At 69.5% G+C, this 19039-nt stretch carries 18 protein-coding genes; 7 read left to right on the top strand and 11 right to left on the bottom strand.

All coding sequences use genetic code 11. From position 1 onward, the window contains the following. Nucleotides 1–20: 20 nt before the first annotated feature. The 3 genes from JYG37_RS15330 to JYG37_RS15320 all read left to right on the top strand — a co-directional run bounded on the left by JYG37_RS15330 (nucleotide 21) and on the right by JYG37_RS15320 (nucleotide 4101). Complete coding sequence (locus JYG37_RS15330; protein WP_124631683.1) at nucleotides 21–1472, top strand: aldehyde dehydrogenase family protein; 1452 nt, start codon at nucleotides 21–23, stop codon at nucleotides 1470–1472. A gap of 14 nt (nucleotides 1473–1486) precedes the next feature. Then, on the top strand, nucleotides 1487–2431 hold the full coding sequence (locus JYG37_RS15325) for a ketopantoate reductase family protein (protein WP_050017011.1): 945 nt from the start codon (nucleotides 1487–1489) through the stop codon (nucleotides 2429–2431). Between the two features lie 263 nt (nucleotides 2432–2694). Continuing rightward, nucleotides 2695–4101 (top strand): MFS transporter, encoded by a 1407-nt coding sequence (locus tag JYG37_RS15320; RefSeq protein WP_050017013.1) that lies wholly within the window; start codon nucleotides 2695–2697, stop codon nucleotides 4099–4101. A gap of 21 nt (nucleotides 4102–4122) precedes the next feature. Here the strand turns inward: JYG37_RS15320 and kynA are convergent, their stop codons facing one another. The 3 genes from kynA to kynB form a co-directional block, all read right to left on the bottom strand. After that, nucleotides 4123–5058: a tryptophan 2,3-dioxygenase gene (kynA, locus tag JYG37_RS15315; RefSeq protein WP_050017015.1), complete on the bottom strand. Its 936-nt coding sequence runs from the start codon at nucleotides 5056–5058 to the stop codon at nucleotides 4123–4125. 90 nt (nucleotides 5059–5148) lie between these two features. Beyond that, nucleotides 5149–6402 carry a kynureninase gene (kynU, locus tag JYG37_RS15310; RefSeq protein ID WP_245170311.1) on the bottom strand — a complete coding sequence of 418 codons (1254 nt, stop codon included), beginning with the start codon at nucleotides 6400–6402 and terminating at the stop codon, nucleotides 5149–5151. 27 nt (nucleotides 6403–6429) lie between these two features. Beyond that, entirely contained in the window at nucleotides 6430–7071 is a 642-nt protein-coding gene (kynB, locus tag JYG37_RS15305) for an arylformamidase (protein ID WP_050017019.1), read from the bottom strand. A gap of 129 nt (nucleotides 7072–7200) precedes the next feature. On the opposite strand from kynB, the gene JYG37_RS15300 reads away from it, so the two are divergent. After that, nucleotides 7201–7701, top strand: a complete 501-nt coding sequence (locus tag JYG37_RS15300; protein WP_006477992.1) for an Lrp/AsnC family transcriptional regulator — start codon at nucleotides 7201–7203, stop codon at nucleotides 7699–7701. On the opposite strand, the gene JYG37_RS15295 is transcribed toward JYG37_RS15300, so the two are convergent. The 3 genes from JYG37_RS15295 to JYG37_RS15285 all read right to left on the bottom strand — a co-directional run bounded on the left by JYG37_RS15295 (nucleotide 7688) and on the right by JYG37_RS15285 (nucleotide 10545). Next, nucleotides 7688–8197, bottom strand: a complete 510-nt coding sequence (locus JYG37_RS15295; RefSeq protein ID WP_050017021.1) for a flavin reductase family protein — start codon at nucleotides 8195–8197, stop codon at nucleotides 7688–7690. The two genes, JYG37_RS15300 and JYG37_RS15295, sit on opposite strands and share 14 nt — an antisense overlap. 279 nt (nucleotides 8198–8476) lie before the next feature. Continuing rightward, nucleotides 8477–9142, bottom strand: a complete 666-nt coding sequence (locus JYG37_RS15290) for a hypothetical protein (RefSeq protein ID WP_050017023.1) — start codon at nucleotides 9140–9142, stop codon at nucleotides 8477–8479. Beyond that, a complete protein-coding gene (locus tag JYG37_RS15285) occupies nucleotides 9139–10545 on the bottom strand; it encodes a selenium-binding protein SBP56-related protein (protein ID WP_124557306.1) in 1407 nt (468 codons plus the stop codon). Before JYG37_RS15285 ends, JYG37_RS15290 begins: the two co-directional genes overlap by 4 nt. 591 nt (nucleotides 10546–11136) lie before the next feature. Here JYG37_RS15285 and msrA point away from each other — a divergent pair. Continuing rightward, nucleotides 11137–11697, top strand: coding sequence for a peptide-methionine (S)-S-oxide reductase MsrA (gene msrA, locus JYG37_RS15280; protein ID WP_213345561.1), 561 nt, complete (start codon nucleotides 11137–11139; stop codon nucleotides 11695–11697). 31 nt (nucleotides 11698–11728) lie between these two features. Here the strand turns inward: msrA and JYG37_RS15275 are convergent, their stop codons facing one another. From JYG37_RS15275 to pdxH, 3 genes are all read right to left on the bottom strand, one after another. Further along, a complete protein-coding gene (locus JYG37_RS15275) occupies nucleotides 11729–13030 on the bottom strand; it encodes a DUF72 domain-containing protein (protein ID WP_124557304.1) in 1302 nt (433 codons plus the stop codon). Nucleotides 13031–13053: 23 nt separating this feature from the next. Beyond that, the gene (locus JYG37_RS15270) at nucleotides 13054–14274 is read right to left on the bottom strand and encodes a class I SAM-dependent methyltransferase (protein WP_050017030.1); all 1221 of its coding nucleotides are present in this window, start codon (nucleotides 14272–14274) and stop codon (nucleotides 13054–13056) included. Nucleotides 14275–14395: 121 nt separating this feature from the next. Further along, nucleotides 14396–15040 carry a pyridoxamine 5'-phosphate oxidase gene (pdxH, locus tag JYG37_RS15265; RefSeq protein ID WP_124631687.1) on the bottom strand — a complete coding sequence of 215 codons (645 nt, stop codon included), beginning with the start codon at nucleotides 15038–15040 and terminating at the stop codon, nucleotides 14396–14398. A 128-nt stretch (nucleotides 15041–15168) separates the two neighbouring features. Between pdxH and JYG37_RS15260 the strand changes: the two genes are divergently transcribed. Continuing rightward, the gene (locus JYG37_RS15260) at nucleotides 15169–16026 is read left to right on the top strand and encodes a tRNA threonylcarbamoyladenosine dehydratase (RefSeq protein ID WP_050017033.1); all 858 of its coding nucleotides are present in this window, start codon (nucleotides 15169–15171) and stop codon (nucleotides 16024–16026) included. A gap of 108 nt (nucleotides 16027–16134) precedes the next feature. Here JYG37_RS15260 and trxA read toward each other — a convergent pair whose 3' ends face one another. Both trxA and JYG37_RS15250 read right to left on the bottom strand, forming a co-directional pair. Further along, complete coding sequence (gene trxA, locus JYG37_RS15255) at nucleotides 16135–16983, bottom strand: thioredoxin (protein ID WP_050017034.1); 849 nt, start codon at nucleotides 16981–16983, stop codon at nucleotides 16135–16137. 52 nt (nucleotides 16984–17035) lie between these two features. Next, nucleotides 17036–17917: a pirin family protein gene (locus JYG37_RS15250; protein WP_050017036.1), complete on the bottom strand. Its 882-nt coding sequence runs from the start codon at nucleotides 17915–17917 to the stop codon at nucleotides 17036–17038. A 217-nt stretch (nucleotides 17918–18134) separates the two neighbouring features. Here JYG37_RS15250 and JYG37_RS15245 point away from each other — a divergent pair, with 217 nt between their 5' ends. Beyond that, entirely contained in the window at nucleotides 18135–19013 is an 879-nt protein-coding gene (locus JYG37_RS15245; protein ID WP_185625052.1) for an EamA family transporter, read from the top strand. The last annotated feature ends 26 nt before the right edge of the window (nucleotides 19014–19039 follow it).

The raw sequence follows: 19039 nt of genomic DNA, 5'->3' as shown, positions 1-19039 counted from the left end.
CGCGTCTTTCCGGAGATTCCATGCAAACCGTAGCGATGCTGATCGGCGGGGAACGCCGCCACTCGTCCAGCGGCGCGACCTTCGTTCGCCGCAACCCGCTCGACGGCGACATCGCGTCGGCCGCGCCCGCGGGCACCGTCGACGATGCGCGCGCGGCGGCCGATGCGGCTGCCCGTGCGTTTCCCGGCTGGGCCTCGCGCGGCCCAGGCGCGCGGCGCGCCTTGCTGCTGAAGGCGGCCGCCGCGCTTGAAGCGAAGCAAGAGCAGTTCGTCGCCGCGATGGCGGCTGAAACGGGCGCATCCGCGCTGTGGGCCGGCTTCAACGTGCAGCTCGCGGCGAGCGGGCTCGTCGAGGCCGCGTCGCTGACCACGCAGGTCGGCGGCGAGCTGATCCCGTCCGACGTGCCGGGCTCGCTCGCGATGGGCGTGCGGCAACCGGCCGGCGTCGTACTCGGCATCGCGCCGTGGAATGCGCCGGTGATCCTTGCGACGCGCGCGCTCGCGCTGCCGCTCGCGTGCGGCAACACGATCGTGCTGAAAGGCTCGGAGCTGTGCCCCGTCACGCACGGGCTGGTCGTCGAGGCGCTGCAGGAGGCCGGGCTGCCGCCGGGCGTCGTCAACTTCGTGACGAACGCGCCCGACGATGCGGGCGCCGTCGTCGACGCGCTGATCGCGCACCCGGCCGTGCGCCGCGTGAATTTCACCGGCTCGACGCGGGTCGGGCGGATCGTCGCCGAAGCGTGCGCGCGCCACCTGAAGCCGGCGGTGCTGGAGCTCGGCGGCAAGGCGCCGTTCGTCGTGCTCGACGATGCCGACCTCGACGCGGCGGTCGCCGCGGCCGCATTCGGCGCGTTCGCGAATTCCGGGCAGATCTGCATGTCGACCGAGCGCATCGTCGTCGACGCGTCGATCGCCGATGCGTTCGTCGCGAAGCTCGCCACCAAGGCCGCGTCGCTGCCGCTCGGCGACCCGCGCCACGGGCCGGTCGTCCTTGGTTCGCTGATCGACACGAAGGCGGTCGAGCGCTGCAACGCGCTGATCGACGATGCGCTCGCGCACGGCGCGACGCTGCGGTGCGGCGGCAAGGCGGACAGCACGCTGTTTCCGGCGACGCTGCTCGACCACGTGACGCCGGCGATGCGCGTCTATGCGGAAGAATCGTTCGGCCCGGTGAAGGGCATCGTGCGCGTCGACGGCGAGGAGGCCGCGATCCGCTGCGCGAACGACAACGCGTTCGGGCTGGCGTCGGCCGTGTTCAGCCGCGACGTCGCGCGGGCGCTGCGCGTCGCGGCGCGCATCGAATCGGGCCTCTGTCACGTGAACGGCCCGACCGTGCACGACGAGGCGCAGATGCCGTTCGGCGGCGTGAAGGACAGCGGCTTCGGCCACTTCGGCGGCAACGCCGGCATCGCCGCGTTCACCGACCTGCGCTGGATCACCGTGCAGACGGCCCCGCGCCACTACCCATTCTGACGAGGCGGCCGACGATGAGAATCGCGATTCTGGGAGCGGGCGCGATGGGCTCGCTGTTCGGCGGGCGGCTCGCCGAAAGCGGCGAAGCCGTCACGCTGATCGACGTGAACGATGCGCATCTCGATGCAATCCGCCGCGACGGGCTGCGCATCGACGACGATCGCGGCGAACGGCGCATTCGCACGCTGCAGGCCGTGCGACCGGAAGCCGCGAATGCGGCCGCGGCCGGCGCGCCCGACACACCGTTCGACCTGCTGATCGTCTTCACGAAATCGCTGCACACGCGCGCGGCGCTCGATGGCGTGCGCGCGCTGCTGACGTCGGACACGTTCGTGCTGACGCTGCAGAACGGGCTCGGCAACGTCGAGACGCTGAATGCGTTCGTGCCGCTGGAGCGCATCCTGGTCGGCGTGACGACGTGGCCGGCCGATGCGGCCGGGCCCGCGCACGTGCGCTCGCACGGCGCAGGCACGATCCGCATGATGACGGCCGACGGCGCGGCGCGCCCGTTCACGGCGGCGGTGGCCGACGCGCTGTCGCGCGCGGGGCTCGCGTGCACGCTCGACGCCGACGTATGGGCCGCGATCTGGGAGAAGGTCGCGTTCAACGCGGCGCTCAACACGCTGTGCGCGGCGACGGGCTGCACCGTCGACCAGCTCGGCCATCATCACGACGGGCCGCGGCTCGCGCTCGCGATCGCGGCGGAGACGGCCGCCGTCGCGCGCGCGAAGGGCATCGCGGTCGATGGCGAGCGCATCGCGCGCAACGTCGAGCATGCGATCCGCGACCATCTCGGCCATCGCCCGTCGATGCTGCAGGACGTGCTCGCGGGGCGCCGCACCGAAATCGATGCGATCAGCGGCAAGGTCGTCGCGGCCGCACGCGAAACCGGCGTCGCGGTGCCGCATGCGGAGACGCTGCTCGCGCTGGTCCGGTTGATCGACGCGCGGACGAACTGAGCAACAGGCCGGCGGCCGGCTGGCGCCGCATGACGATACGGATGCCGTGCGCGCGAAGCAACGGCGCTGGATCTTGAAGGATGGGACGAGACACCGGTGCCGATCGATGAGCGCCGGTCGACTGCTGCACAGCATGAGATCCGGGCACGCGTGCGCGCGCCAGCCCGGACAACAGGAGACGCCATGAAAACCATCGAATACCGTTGTCTTGCCGCGCGCCGTTCGCGCCTCTTGCCGCCGACGCGCGGTGCATCGGAGGCCGCATGAGCACGCCCGACGCACTGAATGAACGGCGGCCGCCCTCGGTCGACATCGGCACGACGCTCGACGACGGGCCGTTCACGCCGATGCAGCGCGGCGTGGTGCTGCTCGCCGCGCTCGCGATCGTGCTCGACGGTTTCGACGGCCAGTTGATCGGTTTCGCGATTCCGGTGCTGATCCGCGAATGGGGCGTCACGCGCGGCGCGTTCGCGCCGGCCGTCGCGGCGGGGCTGGTCGGGATGGGGATCGGCAGCGCGTGCGCGGGGATCGTCGCGGACCGCTTCGGCCGCCGCCAGGCCGTGATCGGCAGCGTGTTCCTGTTCGGCATCGCGACCTGCGCGATCGGGTTCGCGCCCGACGTCGCGACGATCGCGATCCTGCGCTTTTGCGCGGGGCTCGGGATCGGCGGCGCGCTGCCGACGGCCACGACGATGACGGCCGAATACACGCCCGCGCGGCGTCGCACGATGATGGTGACCGCGACGATCGTCTGCGTGCCGCTCGGCGGGATGCTGGCCGGCCTGTTCGCGCACGAGGTGCTGCCGCGCTACGGCTGGCGCGGGCTGTTCTTCGCGGGCGGCGCGTTGCCGCTCGTGCTCGGCTTCGTGCTCGTGCGCGCGTTGCCCGAATCGCCGCGCTATCTGGCGCGGCGCCCCGCGCGCTGGCCGGAACTCGGCGCGCTGCTCGCGCGGATGCAGCGGCCGGTCGCGCCGGGCACCGTGTTCACCGATGCGAAGGACGCCCGCGCGCCGGGCGGCCGCGGCGGCTTCGGCGCGCTGTTCGCGAGCGGGCAGGCGCGCGACACGGTCGCGCTGTGGTGCGCGTTCTTCATGTGCCTGCTCGCCGTGTATGCGGCATTCAGCTGGCTGCCGACGATGCTCGCGGCGAGCGGGTTGAGCGTGTCGGTTGCGGGCTCGGGACTCACCGCGTACAACCTCGGCGGCGTGATCGGCGCGCTGTTGTGCGCGTGGGCGATCGCGCACGCGGGGTCGCGCTGGCCGCTCGCGCTGTGCAGCATCGGGGGCGCCGCGAGCGCGGTGTGGCTGATGGGCGTCGACGCGAGCCGCCACACGAACTGGCTGATCGTCGGGCTCGGCCTGCACGGGCTGTTCGTCAATGCGGTGCAGTCGACGATGTATGCGCTGTGCGCGTACATCTACCCGACGGCCGTGCGCGCGACGGGGACCGCGAGCGCGCTCGCGTTCGGCCGGCTCGGCGCGATTCTCAGCGCGTTCGCGGGCGCGCTCGTGATCACGGCGGGCGGCGCGGGCGCGTACCTGACGATGCTGGCCGTTGCGATGGGCGCGGTGTGCGTTGCGCTGCTCGCGGTGCGGCGGCACATTCCGCGGCTGTCGCGCGCGCAAACGCAGCCGCGCGAAGGGGACGAACTCGCCCGCACGTCGTCGTGACGTGCGGACGCATCGCGTGCGTTACAGCGTGGTGCGCACGTGCCAGAGCTCGGGGAACAGTACGACGTCGAGCATCTTGCGCAGATACGGCGCACCGCTCGTGCCGCCGGTGCCCTGCTTGAAGCCGATGATGCGTTCGACCGTCGTCACGTGACGGAAGCGCCACTGGCGGAACGCATCCTCGAGATCGACGAGTTCCTCGGCCATCTCGTACAGTTCCCAGTGCTGCTGCGGATGACGGTAGACCTCGAGCCACGCGGCCTCGACCGTCTCGTCGTGCCGCATCGGCTGGGTCCAGTCGCGCTCGAGCCGCTCGGGCGCGATCGGGAACCCGCGCCGCGCGAGCAGGCGCACGACCTCGTCGTAGAACGACGGCGCTTCGAGCGTCGCGCGCACCTGTTCGAGGATGTCGGCCCGGTGCGCATGCGGCTGCAGCATCTGCGCGTTCTTGTTGCCGAGCAGGAATTCGAGCTGCCGATACTGGTACGACTGGAAGCCCGACGACTGGCCGAGATACGGCCGCATCGCCGAATACTCGGACGGCGTCATCGTCGACAGCACGTTCCACGCCTGGACCAGTTGCTCGAGGATGCGCGACACGCGCGCGAGCATCTTGAACGCGGGCGGCAGCGCGTCGGTGCGCACCGCGTCGAGCGCGCCGCGCAGCTCGAACAGCGCGAGCTTCATCCACAGTTCGCTCGTCTGATGCTGGATGATGAACAGCATCTCGTTGTGATCGGGCGACAGCGGATGCTGCGCGTCGAGGATCGAATTCAGCGACAGGTAGTCGCCATAGCTCATCGACTTCGAGAAATCGAGCTGCGCGTCGTGCCAGCCGGCTTGAGCGTTGGCCTCGCCCGGCACGTGCGGGGCCTCGTGCGCGGCTTGCGCCGGTTGTGCGGCGCGTGTGCCCGAGAACGGGCAGCCTGCCGGCGCGTCGCCGCCGGGCGGCTGCATGTGACCAGAATTCACGACTTTCTCCAGATTTGAATGACGAACGCGTGGCGCGCGCTGCGCATGCGGCGGCGGCGCGCCACGCAATACCGCTCAGGTCACCGCGCCGCGTTCGGCGAACTCGGGCGCCTTCCACGCGTCGGTGGCGAGGATGTCGCGCAGCGTCTCGACCGCATCCCATACGTCGGCGAAGCGCGTATAGAGCGGCGTGAAGCCGAAGCGCAGCACGTACGGCTCGCGGTAGTCGCCGATCACGCCGCGCGCGATCAGCGCCTGCATCACTTCGTAGCCGTGCGGATGCTCGAAGCTCGCCTGCGAGCCGCGCTGGTGATGCGCGCGCGGCGTGACGAGCTTCAGCGACAGGCCCGCGCAGCGTTCCTCGACGAGCGCGATGAACGCGTCGGTCAGCGCGAGCGACTTGCGGCGGATCGTCTGCATGTCGGTCTGCAGGAACACGTCGAGCCCGCATTCGACCATCGACATCGACACGATCGGCTGCGTGCCGCACAGGAAGCGCGCGATGCCCGGATCGGGCGCGAAGCCCGGCTGCATCGCGAACGGCGCGCGGTGGCCCCACCAGCCCGACAGCGGCTGCGAGAAATGCGCGAGGTGACGCTGCGGCACCCACACGAATGCGGGCGAGCCGGGGCCGCCGTTCAGGTACTTGTACGTGCAGCCGACCGCGCCGTCCGCGCGCGCGCCGTTCAGATCGACCGGCACCGCGCCGGCCGAGTGCGCGAGATCCCACAACATCAGCGCGCCCGCATCGTGCACCAGTTGCGTGACGGCCGGCATGTCGTGCATGTAGCCGGTGCGGTAGTTCACGTGCGTGATCATCGCGACGGCCGTGTCCGCGCCGAGCGCGCCGGGCAGGTCGGCCGGATCGTCGATCAGGCGCAGTTCGTAGTTGCCGCCGAGCTGCTCGATCAACCCTTGCGCGATATACAGGTCGGTCGGGAAGTTCGAGCGCTCCGACACGATCACGCGACGCTCGGGCGCGCGCTCGGCCTGGTGGCGCAGCATCGCGGACAGCAGCTTGAACAGGTTGATCGAGATGGTGTCGGTGACGACCGTCTCGCCGGGCGCGCCGCCGATCAGCGTCGCGAGCTTGTCGCCGAGGCGGCGCGGCAGCGCGAACCAGCCGGCCGTGTTCCAGCTGCGGATCAGGCCTTCGCCCCATTCGGCGCCGATCACCTGCTGCGCGCGGGCGGCCGACGCGCGCGGCTGCGCGCCGAGCGAGTTGCCGTCGAGGTAGATCACGCCGTCGGGCAGCGAGAACTGGTCGCGCAGCGGGGCCAGCGGGTCGTCGCGGTCGAGCGCGAGCGCATCTTCACGGGTCTTGATCATCATGACGTGAGGTCGTAGGTCGGGTAGTCAGGAAGCCTGCGCGGGCAGCGCGCGCAGCACCGCGCGCACGGGGCTCGCGTCGAGCGTCGCGAATTTCAGCGGCAGCGCGATCAGTTCGTAGTCGCCGGTCGGCACGTCGTCGAGCACGATCCCTTCGAGGATCGCCATCCGGTGCGCGCGTACGCGGTGATGCGCATCCATCGTCTTCGATTCCTGGGGATCGAGCGACGGCGTATCGATGCCGATCAGCTTCACGCCGTGCGCGGCGAGCAGGTCGACGGTGTCGGGCGCGACCGCGCAGAAGTTGCTGTCCCACTGCTCGACCGCGGCGCGCGCATAAGTGCGCAACAGCACGCGCGGCGGCACGCCGTCGAGCGCGGCTTCCACATCGGCCGGCCGCACGACGGGCGATGCGCCGATGCAATGGATCACGCGGCACGGGCCGAGATAGGTGTCGAGCGGCACCGCGCCGATCGGCGCGCCGTCGGCGTCGTAGTGCAGCGGCGCGTCGCAGTGCGCACCCGTGTGCGGCGACAGCGTCAGCCGCGCGACGTTGACCGGCGAACCGGCCTCCATCCGCCACACGCGTTCGACGGAAACCGGCGTATCGCCCGGCCACACGGGCGTGGCGGGGCTGACCGGCGGCGAAATGTCCCAGAGTGTGTCCATGGCATGACGAAGCGTGAATCGATGCTTCGAATGATAGGTGGACGCTCGCAGAAAGTGCTTGCGAAATAAACATGGACAATCCGCCGGATTGGCAGATAATTCGACTCAGAGGGAAAACGGGGACCAAAAATGCACGCGATCACGCTCGATGCCACCGACTGCCGGATTCTGGCGGTATTGCAGGAGGAGGGCAGAATCAGCAATCTCGACCTGGCCGAACGCATCTCGCTTTCGCCATCCGCCTGCCTGCGCCGCATGCGCCTGCTCGAGGAGCAGGGCGTGATCGAGCACTATCGCGCGTGCCTGAGCCGCGAGAAGCTCGGCTTCGAGCTCGAGGCGTTCGTGCAGGTGTCGATGCGCAACGAAGAAAATCAATGGCACGAGCGCTTCGCGGAAGCGCTGCGCGAATGGCCGGAGGTGGTCGGCGCGTTCGTCGTGACGGGCGAGAGCCACTATCTGCTGCGCGTGCTCGCGCACAACCTCAAGCACTATTCGGATTTCGTGCTGAACCGCCTGTACAAGGCGCCGGGCGTGATGGACATCCGTTCGAACATCGTGCTGCAGACGCTGAAGGACGAAGCGGGCGCGCCGGTCGGGCTGGCGCGCACGGGGGCGATCAAAGCGGTGTGAGGCCGTGGAAGCCGCCGCCGTGGAACACGAGCGGCGGCGCCGTGTCCGATACCGCGCGCACGCCGCAGCGTTCCACTTCGCCGACGAAGATCACGTGGTCGCCTTCGTCGTAGCGGCTGCGGTTGTGGCATTCGAACCACGCGAGCGCGCCGTCGAGCACGGGCATCCCGGAGTTGCCGGCCGCATGCGCGATCCCTTCGAAGCGGTCGCCCTTGTAGGTCGAAAAGCGCTTGCACAGGTCGAGCTGCGACGCCGCGAGCACGTTCACCACGTAGTGGCTGTTGCCGCGGAACACGGGCGTCGACGCCGATTTGTGCGCGAGGCTCCACAGCACGAGCGGCGGATCGAGCGAAACGGAATTGAACGAACTGGCGGTGATGCCGATCAGCTGGCCGGACGGCGCGCGCGTCGTGATCACCGTCACGCCCGTCGCGAATTGGCCGAGCGCTTGCCGGAACGCGGCCGCGTCGAAATCCGGCGGATTGGCCTGGCTCATCGGGCGGCCATCCGGAACGGGACGGGCGGGCGCGCCACGACACGGGCGTGACGGGTGCGGCGGACGAAAGACGACAAGGCGGTCGATTGGGAAGGGGTGCGCATGGCCCGATTTTAGCGGAATCGGGGCCGGCGGGCCCGGTCGGGCGGCGCATCGCGACGGCAGGGTGACGTAGCGAACACTGCGGCGCGCGACCGGCAGCGCGGTTCTGTCCCATTTTTAACGCCGCGGCCATGCCGCGCGGCATGTCGTTGCGCCAGCGAGCGATCGCTACCCGCGCTATCGCGCCGCCGCCAGCCCGAGCGACAACGCCCCCGTGACGATCAGGCTCGACGCCCACACCGTATCGAGATTGAACCAGCTGCGCGACACGAACTTCAGCCCGAGATAGCGGTACACGAGCCACGCGAGCCCGCCGCCGGCGGCGATCATCGCGGCCGCATGCACGGCCGCGACGACGAGCGCCATCCCGAGATGCGCATCGACGAGCGTTGCCGCCGCGCGGTGGCCGGCATCGCGATCCAGCCCGCACAGACCGAGGTAGATCGGCACGAGCATCAGCCCCGCGCCGTGCGCGAGCGCGACCGCGAACGACCACAGGCCGAGCCGCGCCGGCGGAATCCGCGCGAGCGCCCGCGGATGCCGGCGGCGGATCAGCAGCACCGCGCCGAAGCCGATCACCAGCGCGCTCGCGCCGATCCGGATCGCCGACTGCCACGCGAGCAGCGCCGCGAGCAGCCCGAACGGCAGCATCACCGCGAAGACGGCCAGCGCATGACCGACCGCGAGATAGCCGAGCGCCGCGACGAGGGCGCGGCCGCGGCGCGTCATCAGCGCGTTCGACACCGCGAGCGGCCAGCCCATCGCCGGGTTGAGCCCGTGATAGACGCCGCTCGCGAGCACGGCCGCCCACAGCGCGAACGGCGCGGGAAGGCCGGCGCTCAACGCTTGACCGACGGATAGCAGAACGAGTCGGTCGAGCAGTCGCCGCCTTCGAGCCGGATCTGGTGCGCGCGATAGCCGTCGGGGAATTCGACCCAGTAGTCGTCGGCGAGCGTCAGCCCGCCGTCCGGCCCCGCGTGCGCGAGCACCTGCGCGGCCGGCACGCCGTCCGGATAGAACTGATCGTCCCACGTCGAATAGAGCGAGTTGGTCCAGTACACGCGCCGGCCGTCGCGGCTGATCTCGACCATCTGCGGGCCGCCCGCGAACGCGCGGCCGTTCGAGTGCGGCGCACGACGCGCGATGCCGCCGATGCGCACCGACCCGGCGAGCACCGGGTTGTGCGGGTCCGACACGTCGTACTGGCGCATCTCGCCGGTGCCCCAGCACGACACGTACAGGAAGCGGTCGTCGAGCGACAGGTCGATGTCGGTCACGAGCGGCGGCACCGCGCCGAATCCTTGCAGCAGCGGCGGCAGCTCGTCGGCCGTGGCCGGCTCGGCCGGGATCGTCGCGGTCTTCTTCACATGGAACTTGCCGTCTTCGCGCCACCAGGTCCAGATCGAGCCTTCGAGATTGGTCGTGTCGACCACGACGCCGACGAATCCGTATTCGCGCACCGGGTCGTGCGCGGGCCGCACCTCGAGCGCCATCTGGTGCTGCGCGCCGAGATCGATCGTCTGCACGTTGCGCCGCGCGCGCAGGTCCCAGAAATGCAGCCGGTGCCCGTACTTGTTCGCGAGCAGGTCCTCGGGGACGATCCCGTTCTCGAATTGCGGCGGCAGCGCCCATTCGCTCGACACCATGTAGTCGCGCGGCAGGTTCCACCAGAAGTCGTAATGCTTGTCCTGCGGGCCGCGGTCGATCTCCCAGCGGCCGAGCACGTCGAAGGTCTCGCAATCCATGATGAAGATGCCGGGCGCGCCGTCGGTGCCGTCCTTGCCCGCGCCGCCGAGCGTGCTCACGTAGATGCCCTCGGGCCCGCAATGCACGGTGTGCGGCCGCGAATAGCCGGTTTTCGCGAAGATCTCGTCGGGTTCGATGATCTTGTGGATGCGCGCCTGCGTCGGATGCGGCTTCGTGTCGATCACGTAGATGCGCGACGAGCGCAGGCCGGGGATGATCAGGAAGCGGCGCTCGAGGAACGCATGGCCGGTGAGCGGCGACAGCGACGACGAGCACGCATTCCAGCCGAAATGGTGAAACTCGTCGCCGGTATTCGGCATCGTCACCGTATGGACGATCTTGCCGTACGTCGACGAACCGGGCTTCACGTCGATCACGGCGAGCGCGTCGGGTCTGGAAAAATCGGGGCTCAGCAACAACGTATAGGCAAACGCTTCCGCCGGCGCCTGCATCGCAAGCTCGGGCGAAGCGTGAAACGTCGGGTCGGGTCGCATGCTCATGGTGATGCCTCCTCGATGGGTTGGGATCGTGAACGCACGGCCGTTCGTTGCGGGCGTGCGGGTCGGGATGGCCGCGCGGGGTGCATCGTGCCGGCGGGTGCGATCGACGCACGGACGCACGTGTCGGTGCCACGCGCGGCGCCGTGCATCAGATCGTGAAAGCGGGGAAAGCGGGTGACGGCGACAGGCCGGATCGCCGCACCGGCGGCGGGGCGGACGGGCGGCAACGTGATGAAGCAGTCGAAGCGGCGCCCCGCGGCGCGGCAGCGGCCGGGCGGGTGACGCGGGTGAATTCTGTTAAGGCATGCATAGCGATGTTCCGGCAGATGATGTTTGCATCAGGGTCGGGCATGCATCGAACGCTGCGCGCGTGACGGCGGGTTTGCCGCCGCGCTAGCGCGTGCCTAAGTGTAGACGAGAATCGTGCAGGCGAGTCGGGCGCGGCACCTGGGTGATCTGCCAGTTTCGCGCGCGAGTGAGATACTTGCCGGAGTGCCGCTGCGTCCCGCACCGCGGGCGGGCGGCGGCGACGCGAAACGACGGCGTCGGCATCTGCGTGCCGGCTGCCTTCATCCACGAGGGACTGATTTCATGGGGAACGAGATGCTTGAAACCGCGACGCTCGGAGGCGGGTGTTTCTGGTGCACGGAGGCCGTGTTTCTCGACGTCGACGGCGTGACGGCCGTCCAGTCGGGTTACGCGGGCGGCCATACGCGCAACCCGGGCTATCGCGACATCTGCGAAGGCGACACCGGCCACGCGGAAGTCGTCAACGTGACGTTCGATCCGGCGCGCATCGGCTATCGCGAGATCCTCGAGATCTTCTTCGCGACGCACGATCCGACCACGCTGAACCGGCAGGGCAACGACGTCGGCACGCAGTACCGGTCGGTTGTGTTCACGCATTCGGATGCGCAGCGCGACACGGCGCTCGACGTGATCCGCGAGCTCGAACGCGAGCAGGTGTTCGGCCGGCCGATCGTCACGCAGGTCGTGCCGCTCGACGGCAACTACTGGCCGGCCGAGGACTATCACCAGAACTATTACGCGCGGAACCCGGGGCAGGGCTATTGCTCGGTCGTGATCGGGCCGAAGCTCGCGAAATTCCGGCAGAAGTTCTCGCACCGGCTGAAGTCGCTGCGCGGCGCCTGAGCGTCGGCGGCGCAAGCCGGCGAAACCAGCGTCAAGCCGCCTCGTTGCGCCACTGCGCGCACGCGGCGGCGATTTCGCGGGCGAGCGCGATGCACGACAGCGGCGCGGAGCCTTCCGCCTTGTTGTTGATCGTGATGATCACCGGCTGCCCGGCCAGCGCATAGCGCGCGGCGAGTTCTGCGAGCGCCGAGCGCGTGGCCGGATCCTCGTCGACGAGCTTGTCGAACGGCTCGTATTTCGCCTTCGCCTGCTCGTACTTGAAGCCGCCGTGCAGGCTCCAGCGCACGAACAGCGGGCCCGGCGCATCGCCGTCGAGCAGTGCGAGCGCGGCGGCCTGGCGCAGCGGGTCGGGCATCCGCGCGTGCAGGCCGACGCAGTAGCGCACGCCGAGCGCGGCCAGCGCGCGGATGAAGCGCGGCGTGAGCAGGCTCGCGTCTCGGATCTCGATCGCGTAGCGCGTGCCGTCGGCGTCCGGCGGCAGCGGCGGCAGCGCCGCGAAGAACGCGGCCAGCCGGTCGATCAGCGCGGCCGGCTCCGCGAGCAGCTGATCGGGCAGTGGCGAGAACTGGAACACGAGCACGCCGGCTTTCCGGCCGAGCCCGTCGAGACACGGCTGGACGAATTCGCGGGTCGCGAGCTGGGCATCGAGGAAGGTCGGGTTCGGCCCGGACGGCTCGCCGCGCCGGCCGCGGATCACCGCGTCGGTCACCGCGGCCGGCGCCTTCACGACGAAGCGGAAATCGTCGGGCACCTGCTGCGCGTAGCGCAGGTAGTCGGCCACCGACAGCGGCCCGTAGAACGACCGGTCGAGGCTCACGCTCTTCAGCAGCGGATGCGCGCCGTACGCTTCGAGCCCTTCGCGCGACAGCTTCGTCTGCGCGAAATCGCCGTCGTAGACGATGCCGTTCCAGCCGGGGAAATACCACGACGACGTACCGAGCCGCACGTTCGGCGGCAGGCCTGCCGCGGCGTCGGCCACGTCCGCCGAGATCGGCGCGGGCAGTACGCCGCGCTTGCGGCGGCCTTTCTTCGGCTCGGCGGCCGGCGGGGGCGGTTCGTCCCACAGCAGGCCGGACGACGGGGCAGGCTCGTCGTCATCGGCGGCGGGGCGGGAGGTCTGTCGGGCAAGCCGCGTCGGTCGCGCGTCCTCCTGCGCGTCCGGCGTCACGTGCTCATCGGCGCTGGCGGGGCGATCGTCGTCCGGCGGCGACGCGCGTGCGGCATCCGTCGGCACGCCGAACAGATCGAACTGTCCGTCGGCGTGCGACTCGTTGGCGTCGTCGCGCGGCTGTCGTTGCGGCGGCGCGTTGCGCCGCGTCCTGCCGTCACCCATGCATGCCCTGCGTGATGCGCCGCCTAGCGCGGCAGCGCGTGTTCGTACATGTAGCGCCGCGACCACGGCAGCGTTTTCGCGCTGCGTCCGGCCTTGCGGCACACGATCTGGAAGATCGACACGTCGTCGTGCTCGAACGCATACGCGCAGCCGGCGAGATACACGCGCCAGATGCGGAATTTTTCGTCGTCGACGAGCTTTCTCGCTTCCTCGGCTTTCGCTTCGAAGTTTTCCGTCCAGATATCGAGCGTGCGCGCATAGTGCCGGCGCAGGCTTTCGACGTCAACCGCCTCGAGGCCGCCGCGCTGCGCCGCTTCGAGCGCGAGGCTGATGTGCGGCAGCTCGCCGTCCGGGAACACGTAGCGATCGATGAATTCGCCGCCGCCGAGCGCCGTTTCGCCGCTTTCCGCGTCGGTCGACGTGATCCCGTGATTCATTGCGATGCCGTCGTCGGTGAGCAGCTCGCGCACGCGCGAGAAGTAGAGCGGCAGGTTCTTGCGGCCGACGTGCTCGAACATCCCGACGCTCGTGATCCGGTCGAACTGGCCGTCGATCTCGCGGTAATCCTGCAGACGAATCTCGATCTTGTCCTCGAGCCCCGCGGCCTTCACGCGCGCGGTCGCGAGGTCGAACTGGTTCTGCGACAGCGTCACGCCGAGACACGTCGCGCCGAACTTCTGCGCGGCGCGCAGCACGAGCGCGCCCCAGCCGCAGCCGATGTCGAGCAGGCGCTGGCCGGGCTCGAGCTGGATCTTCGTCAGGATGTGGTCGATCTTCTTGATCTGCGCGGTGGCGAGATCCTCGTCGCCGTTCTCGAAGTACGCGCACGAGTACACCATGTTCTCGTCGAGCCACAGCTGGTAGAACGCGTTCGACACGTCGTAGTGGTACTGGATCGCCTTCTTGTCGGTGCTCTTCGTGTGATTGAAGTAGCGTTTCACGCGGGCCAGCTTGCTCGCGCTCGTCACGGTGCTGCGCGCGAGCGAGTAGCCGATGTTGATGATGTCCGACAGCTTGCCTTCGATGTCGATCTTGCCCTTCACGTACGCCTCGCCGAGATTGTCGAGGCTCGGTTCGAGCAGCAGCGGCAACGCCGATGCGCTGTTCACCTTCAGCGTGACCTGCGGCGCGCTGAAGGTGCCGAAATCGAGTTGATCGCCGTTCCACAGCACGAGTCGCGCCGGTATGTTCGCTTTTGCCCGTACTTCATCCGCCCACTGTGCCAGCTTCTTTTCCCAGAACATTTGGATTCTCCGTTTGTTCGTTGAATCGAATACAGCCAAGTATCTTGACCGGCGCCCACCGCTTGCGGCGCAGGCACCCGGATGCAACACGAGACACGACCGGCGCACGCCGGCGCCGCGCTTACGGCGACAGGCGCGAGATCGTCCAGCCCGGCGCCGCCGCGGCGTCGCGCGTATAGAGCAGGCGGTCGTGCAGCCGCGACGGGCGCCCCTGCCAGAATTCGATCGCGTCGGGCACGAGGCGGTAGCCGCCCCAGTGCGGCGGGCGCGGCGGGTTGTCGCCGTAGCGTTCGCTGACGGCCTGCTCGCGCGCTTCGAGCGTCGCGCGGCTGTCGATCACGGTGCTCTGGTCCGACGCCCATGCGCCGATGCGCGAGCCGAGCGGGCGCGACGCGAAATAGCGGTCGCTTTCTTCCGCGCTGGTTTTCTCGATCCGGCCCTCGATGCGCACCTGGCGCTCGAGCTCGATCCAGTAGAACAGCAGCGCGGCTTGCGGATGCACGGCGAGATCGTGGCCCTTGCGGCTGTCGTAATTGGTGAAGAAGACGAACCCGCGTTCGTCGACGCCCTTGATGAGCACGATTCGGGCCGACGGCCGGCCGGCGGCGCCGACGGTCGCGAGCGTCATCGTGTTCGGCTCGGGCAGCTTGGCGGCGAGCGCCTCCTTGAACCAGCGATCGAACTGGGCGAACGGGTCGGGGGCGGCATCGGCTTCGTCGAGCGAAGCACGCGAATAGTTGATGCGAAGATCGGCGAGAGTCGTCATGTTATGCAAACGCTTCAATCTGGGGCCAGTATAGCTAACGCGCGAGAATCGTGCGTGCACAGTGGGGCGGGGGAGCGGGGAGTTCAGGCAAAATAGAGGGCTGCACGACTTACGTTTTCCTTGCTGCCATGTCCTCCGCCGACGCTGCCCCGCCCCGTTCTTCTGATCTTACCCCGACCCCGGAAATCCAGCTTGACGTGGATCGCGCCCGGCGTTTCGGCGGCGTCGCGCGCCTGTACGGCGCGCCGGCGGCCGCCGCGTTCGAGCGGGCGCACGTCGCGGTGATCGGGATCGGCGGCGTCGGGTCGTGGGTGGCCGAGGCGCTCGCGCGCAACGCGGTCGGCACGCTGACGCTGATCGATCTCGACAACGTCGCGGAAAGCAACACGAACCGGCAGGTCCATGCGCTCGACGGCAATTACGGCAAGCCGAAGGTCGACGCGATGGCCGAGCGGATCGCGCTGATCGATCCCGCGTGCCGCGTGAACCGGATCGAGGATTTCGTCGAGCCCGACAACTTCGACGCGCTGCTCGGCGGCGGCTTCGACTACGTGATCGATGCGATCGACAGCGTGCGCACGAAGGTCGCGCTGATCGCATGGTGCGTCGCGAAACGGCAGCCGTTGATCGTCGTCGGCGGCGCGGGCGGGCAGCTCGACCCGACGCGCATCCGCATCGACGATCTCGCGCTGACGATCCAGGATCCGCTGTTGTCGAAGGTGCGCGCGCAATTGCGCAAGCAGCACGGTTTTCCGCGCGGGCCGAAGGCGCGCTTCAAGGTCAGCGCCGTGTATTCGGACGAGCCGCTGATCTATCCGGAAGCGGCGGCCTGCGACATCGAGGACGGCGCGGAGCCGTCCGCTGCCGCGCATGTCGCGGGGCTCAACTGCGCGGGCTTCGGTTCGAGCGTGTGCGTGACCGCGAGCTTCGGTTTCGCGGCGGCCGCGCATGCGCTGCGGGCGATCGCGGCACAGGCGGCCGGCTGAGCGCGCGGCGCGCGGGCAGGGAAGGATGACGCTCCGGCGCGGGGAGCGCGCCGCGGGCGAGACGGCGATGCAGCCGGGCCGTTGCGGTCCGGCCAGTCGCGCGTCAGGTCAGTTGAGCGCCATGCTCAGCTTGCGTCGCCATGCGGCGACGAGGTCGGGGCGATCGCCGGCCAGTTCGAACACCGAGATCATCGTGCGGCGGCCGAGGTCGTCGCCGTATGCGCGATCGCGCGTCACGATTTCCAGCAACTGCTCCAGCGCCCCTTCGTACGCGCGCCGCGCGATCAGGCTCTGCGCGAGGTCGAAGCGCGCGTCGAGATCGGCCGGGTTCGCCGCGATGCGTGCCTCGAGCGCGTCGGTCGGCGGCAGGTCGGCCGTGGCGTCGAGCGCGTCGAAACGGGTCTTGATCGCCTGGTAGCGCGGGTCGCCGTTCTGCACGGTCTGCGGCGACAGGCGCTCGGTCTCCGCGCGCGCGGCGTCGACTTCGTTGCGCGCGAGCAGCAGCTCGATCAGGTCGAGGCGCGCGTCGTCGTAGCCGGGGTTCAGCGCGAGCGCCGCTTCGAGGTGCGTGAGCGCATCGTCGAAGCGCTGTTCGGCCATCGCGTACTGCGCGGCGCGGCGCTCGGCTTCCTCGGCCGCCGGCAGCAGCCGGTCGAGGAACGCGCGCAACTGCCCTTCGGGCAGCACGCCGACGAACTGGTCGACCGGCCGCCCGTCGGCGAACGCGATCACGTGCGGGATGCTGCGCGTCTGGAAGTGCGCGGCGAGTTCCTGGTTCTCGTCGACGTTGACCTTCACGAGCTTCCAGCGGCCGGCGTAATCGGCTTCGAGTTTTTCCAGCAGCGGGCCGAGCGTCTTGCACGGGCCGCACCACGGCGCCCAGAAGTCGACCAGCACGGGCGTGTCCAGCGACGCCTCGATGACGTCTTTCTCGAATGTGGCAAGCGTGGTGTCCATGGCGTTCTCTTCCGTTCGAATATCGTCAGGATGGGGGCGGCGCGCCGCTTTTTCAACGCGGCTTCGATTCGGGCAGCGGAATCCACTCGGTCTCGCCGGGCACCTTGCCCATTTCCTGGCGCGTCCATGCCGCTTTCGCGTGCTCGATCGCGTCGCGGCTGCTCGCGACGAAATTCCATTCGATGAAGCGTTCGCCGTCGATCCGGTCGCCGCCGAGCAGCATTGCGCGCGCACCGCTGCCGCTCGTCAGCGCGACCGTCGCGCCCGGCGCGAGCACGGCCATCCGTTCGGCCGGCACCGGCGTACCGTCGATCGCGAGATCGCCATCGACCACGTAGACCGCGCGCTCCTCGTGCGACGCATCGAGTTCGAGCCGGCCGCCGACCGCGAATTCGGCCGCGACGTACAGCGTGCGCGAGAACGTCGTCACGGGCGAATGCAGCCCGAACGCGTCGCCGGCGATCACCGTCAGCGCGACGCCGTTTTCATCGCGCTTGGGCAGCGTGTCGGCCGCGTGGTGCTCGAACGACGGCTCGGTCGTCTCGTGCGTTTTCGGCAGTGCGACCCAGGTCTGGATCCCGTGCACGGTGTGGCCGTTCGCGCGCTGCGCGTCGGGCGTACGCTCGGAGTGGACGATCCCGCGGCCGGCCGTCATCCAGTTCACGTCGCCCGGCACGATTTCCTGCAGCGAGCCGAGGCTGTCGCGATGCAGGATCGCGCCGTCGAACAGGTAGGTGACCGTCGCGAGCCCGATGTGCGGATGCGGGCGCACGTCGAGCCCCGTGCCGGCCGGCAGTGCGGCGGGCCCCATGTGATCGAAGAAGATGAACGGGCCGACGAGGCGTGCGGCGAGCGCGGGCAGCGTGCGGCGCACCTGCAGGTTGCCGATGTCGCGCACGTGCGGCTTCAGCAGGGCTTTGATCGAGTCGGTCATGGCGGGCCTCGTGGGGAACGGCTGGGTTGGCGGTCATTGTACTGGCGGCGCGAGGCGGCCGCGGCAGGCACGCGTCGTGCTGCGTCCGCCGCGCGGCACAAGCCACCGCGTCCGCCGCCGATTCCATATGTGCCGCGCGGGTATCGGGCGCGGCGGCGAAACCCGGTAGACTGACCGGCTTCACAACGACAATTCGACAATCGAGGAGACGCCGATGATGGCCCCGAAGGACTTGCTGCTCGCGCTGGTCGTGATCCTGGCGTGGGGCGTGAACTTCGTCGTGATCAAGGTCGGCCTGCACGGCATGCCGCCGATGCTGCTCGGCGCGCTGCGCTTCACGCTCGCGGCCGTGCCGGCGGTGTTCTTCGTGCGGCGGCCGCAGATTTCGTGGCGGCTGCTGGTGCTGTACGGCGCGACGATCCAGCTCGGCCAGTTCGTGTTCCTGTTCACCGGCATGTACGTCGGGATGCCGGCCGGCCTCGCGTCGCTCGTGCTGCAATCGCAGGCGTTCTTCACGCTGGTGTTCGCGATGCTGTTCCTCGGCGAGCGGCTGCGCGTGCAGAACCTGGTCGGGCTCGCGATCGCCGCGGCCGGGCTCGTCGTGATCGCCGCGCAGGGCGGCCGCGCGATGACGCTCGCGGGCTTCCTGCTGACGATCTGCTCGGCCGCGATGTGGGCCGTCGGCAACATCGTCACGAAGAAGGTCGGGAAGGCCAACCTCGTGTCGCTCGTCGTGTGGGCGAGCCTCGTGCCGCCCGTGCCGTTCTTCCTGCTGTCGCTGTGGTTCGAGGGGCCGCGGCGGATCGCGACCGCGCTCGCCGGGCTCGACGGCGCGTCGATCTTCGCGGTCGTCTATCTCGCGTTCGTCGCGACGCTGCTCGGCTACGGGCTGTGGAGCCGCCTGCTGTCGCGCTACCCGGCCGCGCAGGTCGCGCAGTTCTCGCTGCTGGTGCCGATCGTCGGGCTCGCGTCGTCGGCGCTGCTGCTCGACGAGCATCTGACGCAATCGCAGCTGATCGGCGCCGCGCTCGTGATGGGCGGGCTCGCGGTGAACGTGTTCGGCGGGAAACTGCTGAGCCGCTTCGCGGCATCGTGACGCGCCGGCACGCGCGGCGTGCCGGC

The organism is Burkholderia sp. LAS2 (genome assembly GCF_018417615.1).
GTDB classification, from domain to species: domain Bacteria; phylum Pseudomonadota; class Gammaproteobacteria; order Burkholderiales; family Burkholderiaceae; genus Burkholderia; species Burkholderia sola.
Note: the sequence above shows the minus strand (reverse complement) of the source record. Positions and strands in the feature narration are given on the sequence as shown.

What these genes read in the sequence shown, in the direction of transcription:
- JYG37_RS15285 (WP_124557306.1), bottom strand. Translation starts at nt 10,545, where the DNA reads ATGAGCATGCGACCCGACCCGACGTTTCACGCTTCGCCCGAGCTTGCG.
- JYG37_RS15260 (WP_050017033.1), top strand. Translation starts at nt 15,169, where the DNA reads ATGTCCTCCGCCGACGCTGCCCCGCCCCGTTCTTCTGATCTTACCCCG.
- JYG37_RS15300 (WP_006477992.1), top strand. Translation starts at nt 7,201, where the DNA reads ATGCACGCGATCACGCTCGATGCCACCGACTGCCGGATTCTGGCGGTA.
- trxA (WP_050017034.1), bottom strand. Translation starts at nt 16,983, where the DNA reads ATGGACACCACGCTTGCCACATTCGAGAAAGACGTCATCGAGGCGTCG.
- JYG37_RS15245 (WP_185625052.1), top strand. Translation starts at nt 18,135, where the DNA reads ATGGCCCCGAAGGACTTGCTGCTCGCGCTGGTCGTGATCCTGGCGTGG.
- JYG37_RS15275 (WP_124557304.1), bottom strand. Translation starts at nt 13,030, where the DNA reads ATGGGTGACGGCAGGACGCGGCGCAACGCGCCGCCGCAACGACAGCCG.
- kynA (WP_050017015.1), bottom strand. Translation starts at nt 5,058, where the DNA reads ATGCAGCCGCCCGGCGGCGACGCGCCGGCAGGCTGCCCGTTCTCGGGC.
- JYG37_RS15330 (WP_124631683.1), top strand. Translation starts at nt 21, where the DNA reads ATGCAAACCGTAGCGATGCTGATCGGCGGGGAACGCCGCCACTCGTCC.
- JYG37_RS15295 (WP_050017021.1), bottom strand. Translation starts at nt 8,197, where the DNA reads ATGAGCCAGGCCAATCCGCCGGATTTCGACGCGGCCGCGTTCCGGCAA.
- JYG37_RS15320 (WP_050017013.1), top strand. Translation starts at nt 2,695, where the DNA reads ATGAGCACGCCCGACGCACTGAATGAACGGCGGCCGCCCTCGGTCGAC.
- JYG37_RS15325 (WP_050017011.1), top strand. Translation starts at nt 1,487, where the DNA reads ATGAGAATCGCGATTCTGGGAGCGGGCGCGATGGGCTCGCTGTTCGGC.
- msrA (WP_213345561.1), top strand. Translation starts at nt 11,137, where the DNA reads ATGGGGAACGAGATGCTTGAAACCGCGACGCTCGGAGGCGGGTGTTTC.
- kynU (WP_245170311.1), bottom strand. Translation starts at nt 6,402, where the DNA reads ATGATCAAGACCCGTGAAGATGCGCTCGCGCTCGACCGCGACGACCCG.
- JYG37_RS15270 (WP_050017030.1), bottom strand. Translation starts at nt 14,274, where the DNA reads ATGTTCTGGGAAAAGAAGCTGGCACAGTGGGCGGATGAAGTACGGGCA.
- kynB (WP_050017019.1), bottom strand. Translation starts at nt 7,071, where the DNA reads ATGGACACACTCTGGGACATTTCGCCGCCGGTCAGCCCCGCCACGCCC.
- pdxH (WP_124631687.1), bottom strand. Translation starts at nt 15,040, where the DNA reads ATGACGACTCTCGCCGATCTTCGCATCAACTATTCGCGTGCTTCGCTC.
- JYG37_RS15250 (WP_050017036.1), bottom strand. Translation starts at nt 17,917, where the DNA reads ATGACCGACTCGATCAAAGCCCTGCTGAAGCCGCACGTGCGCGACATC.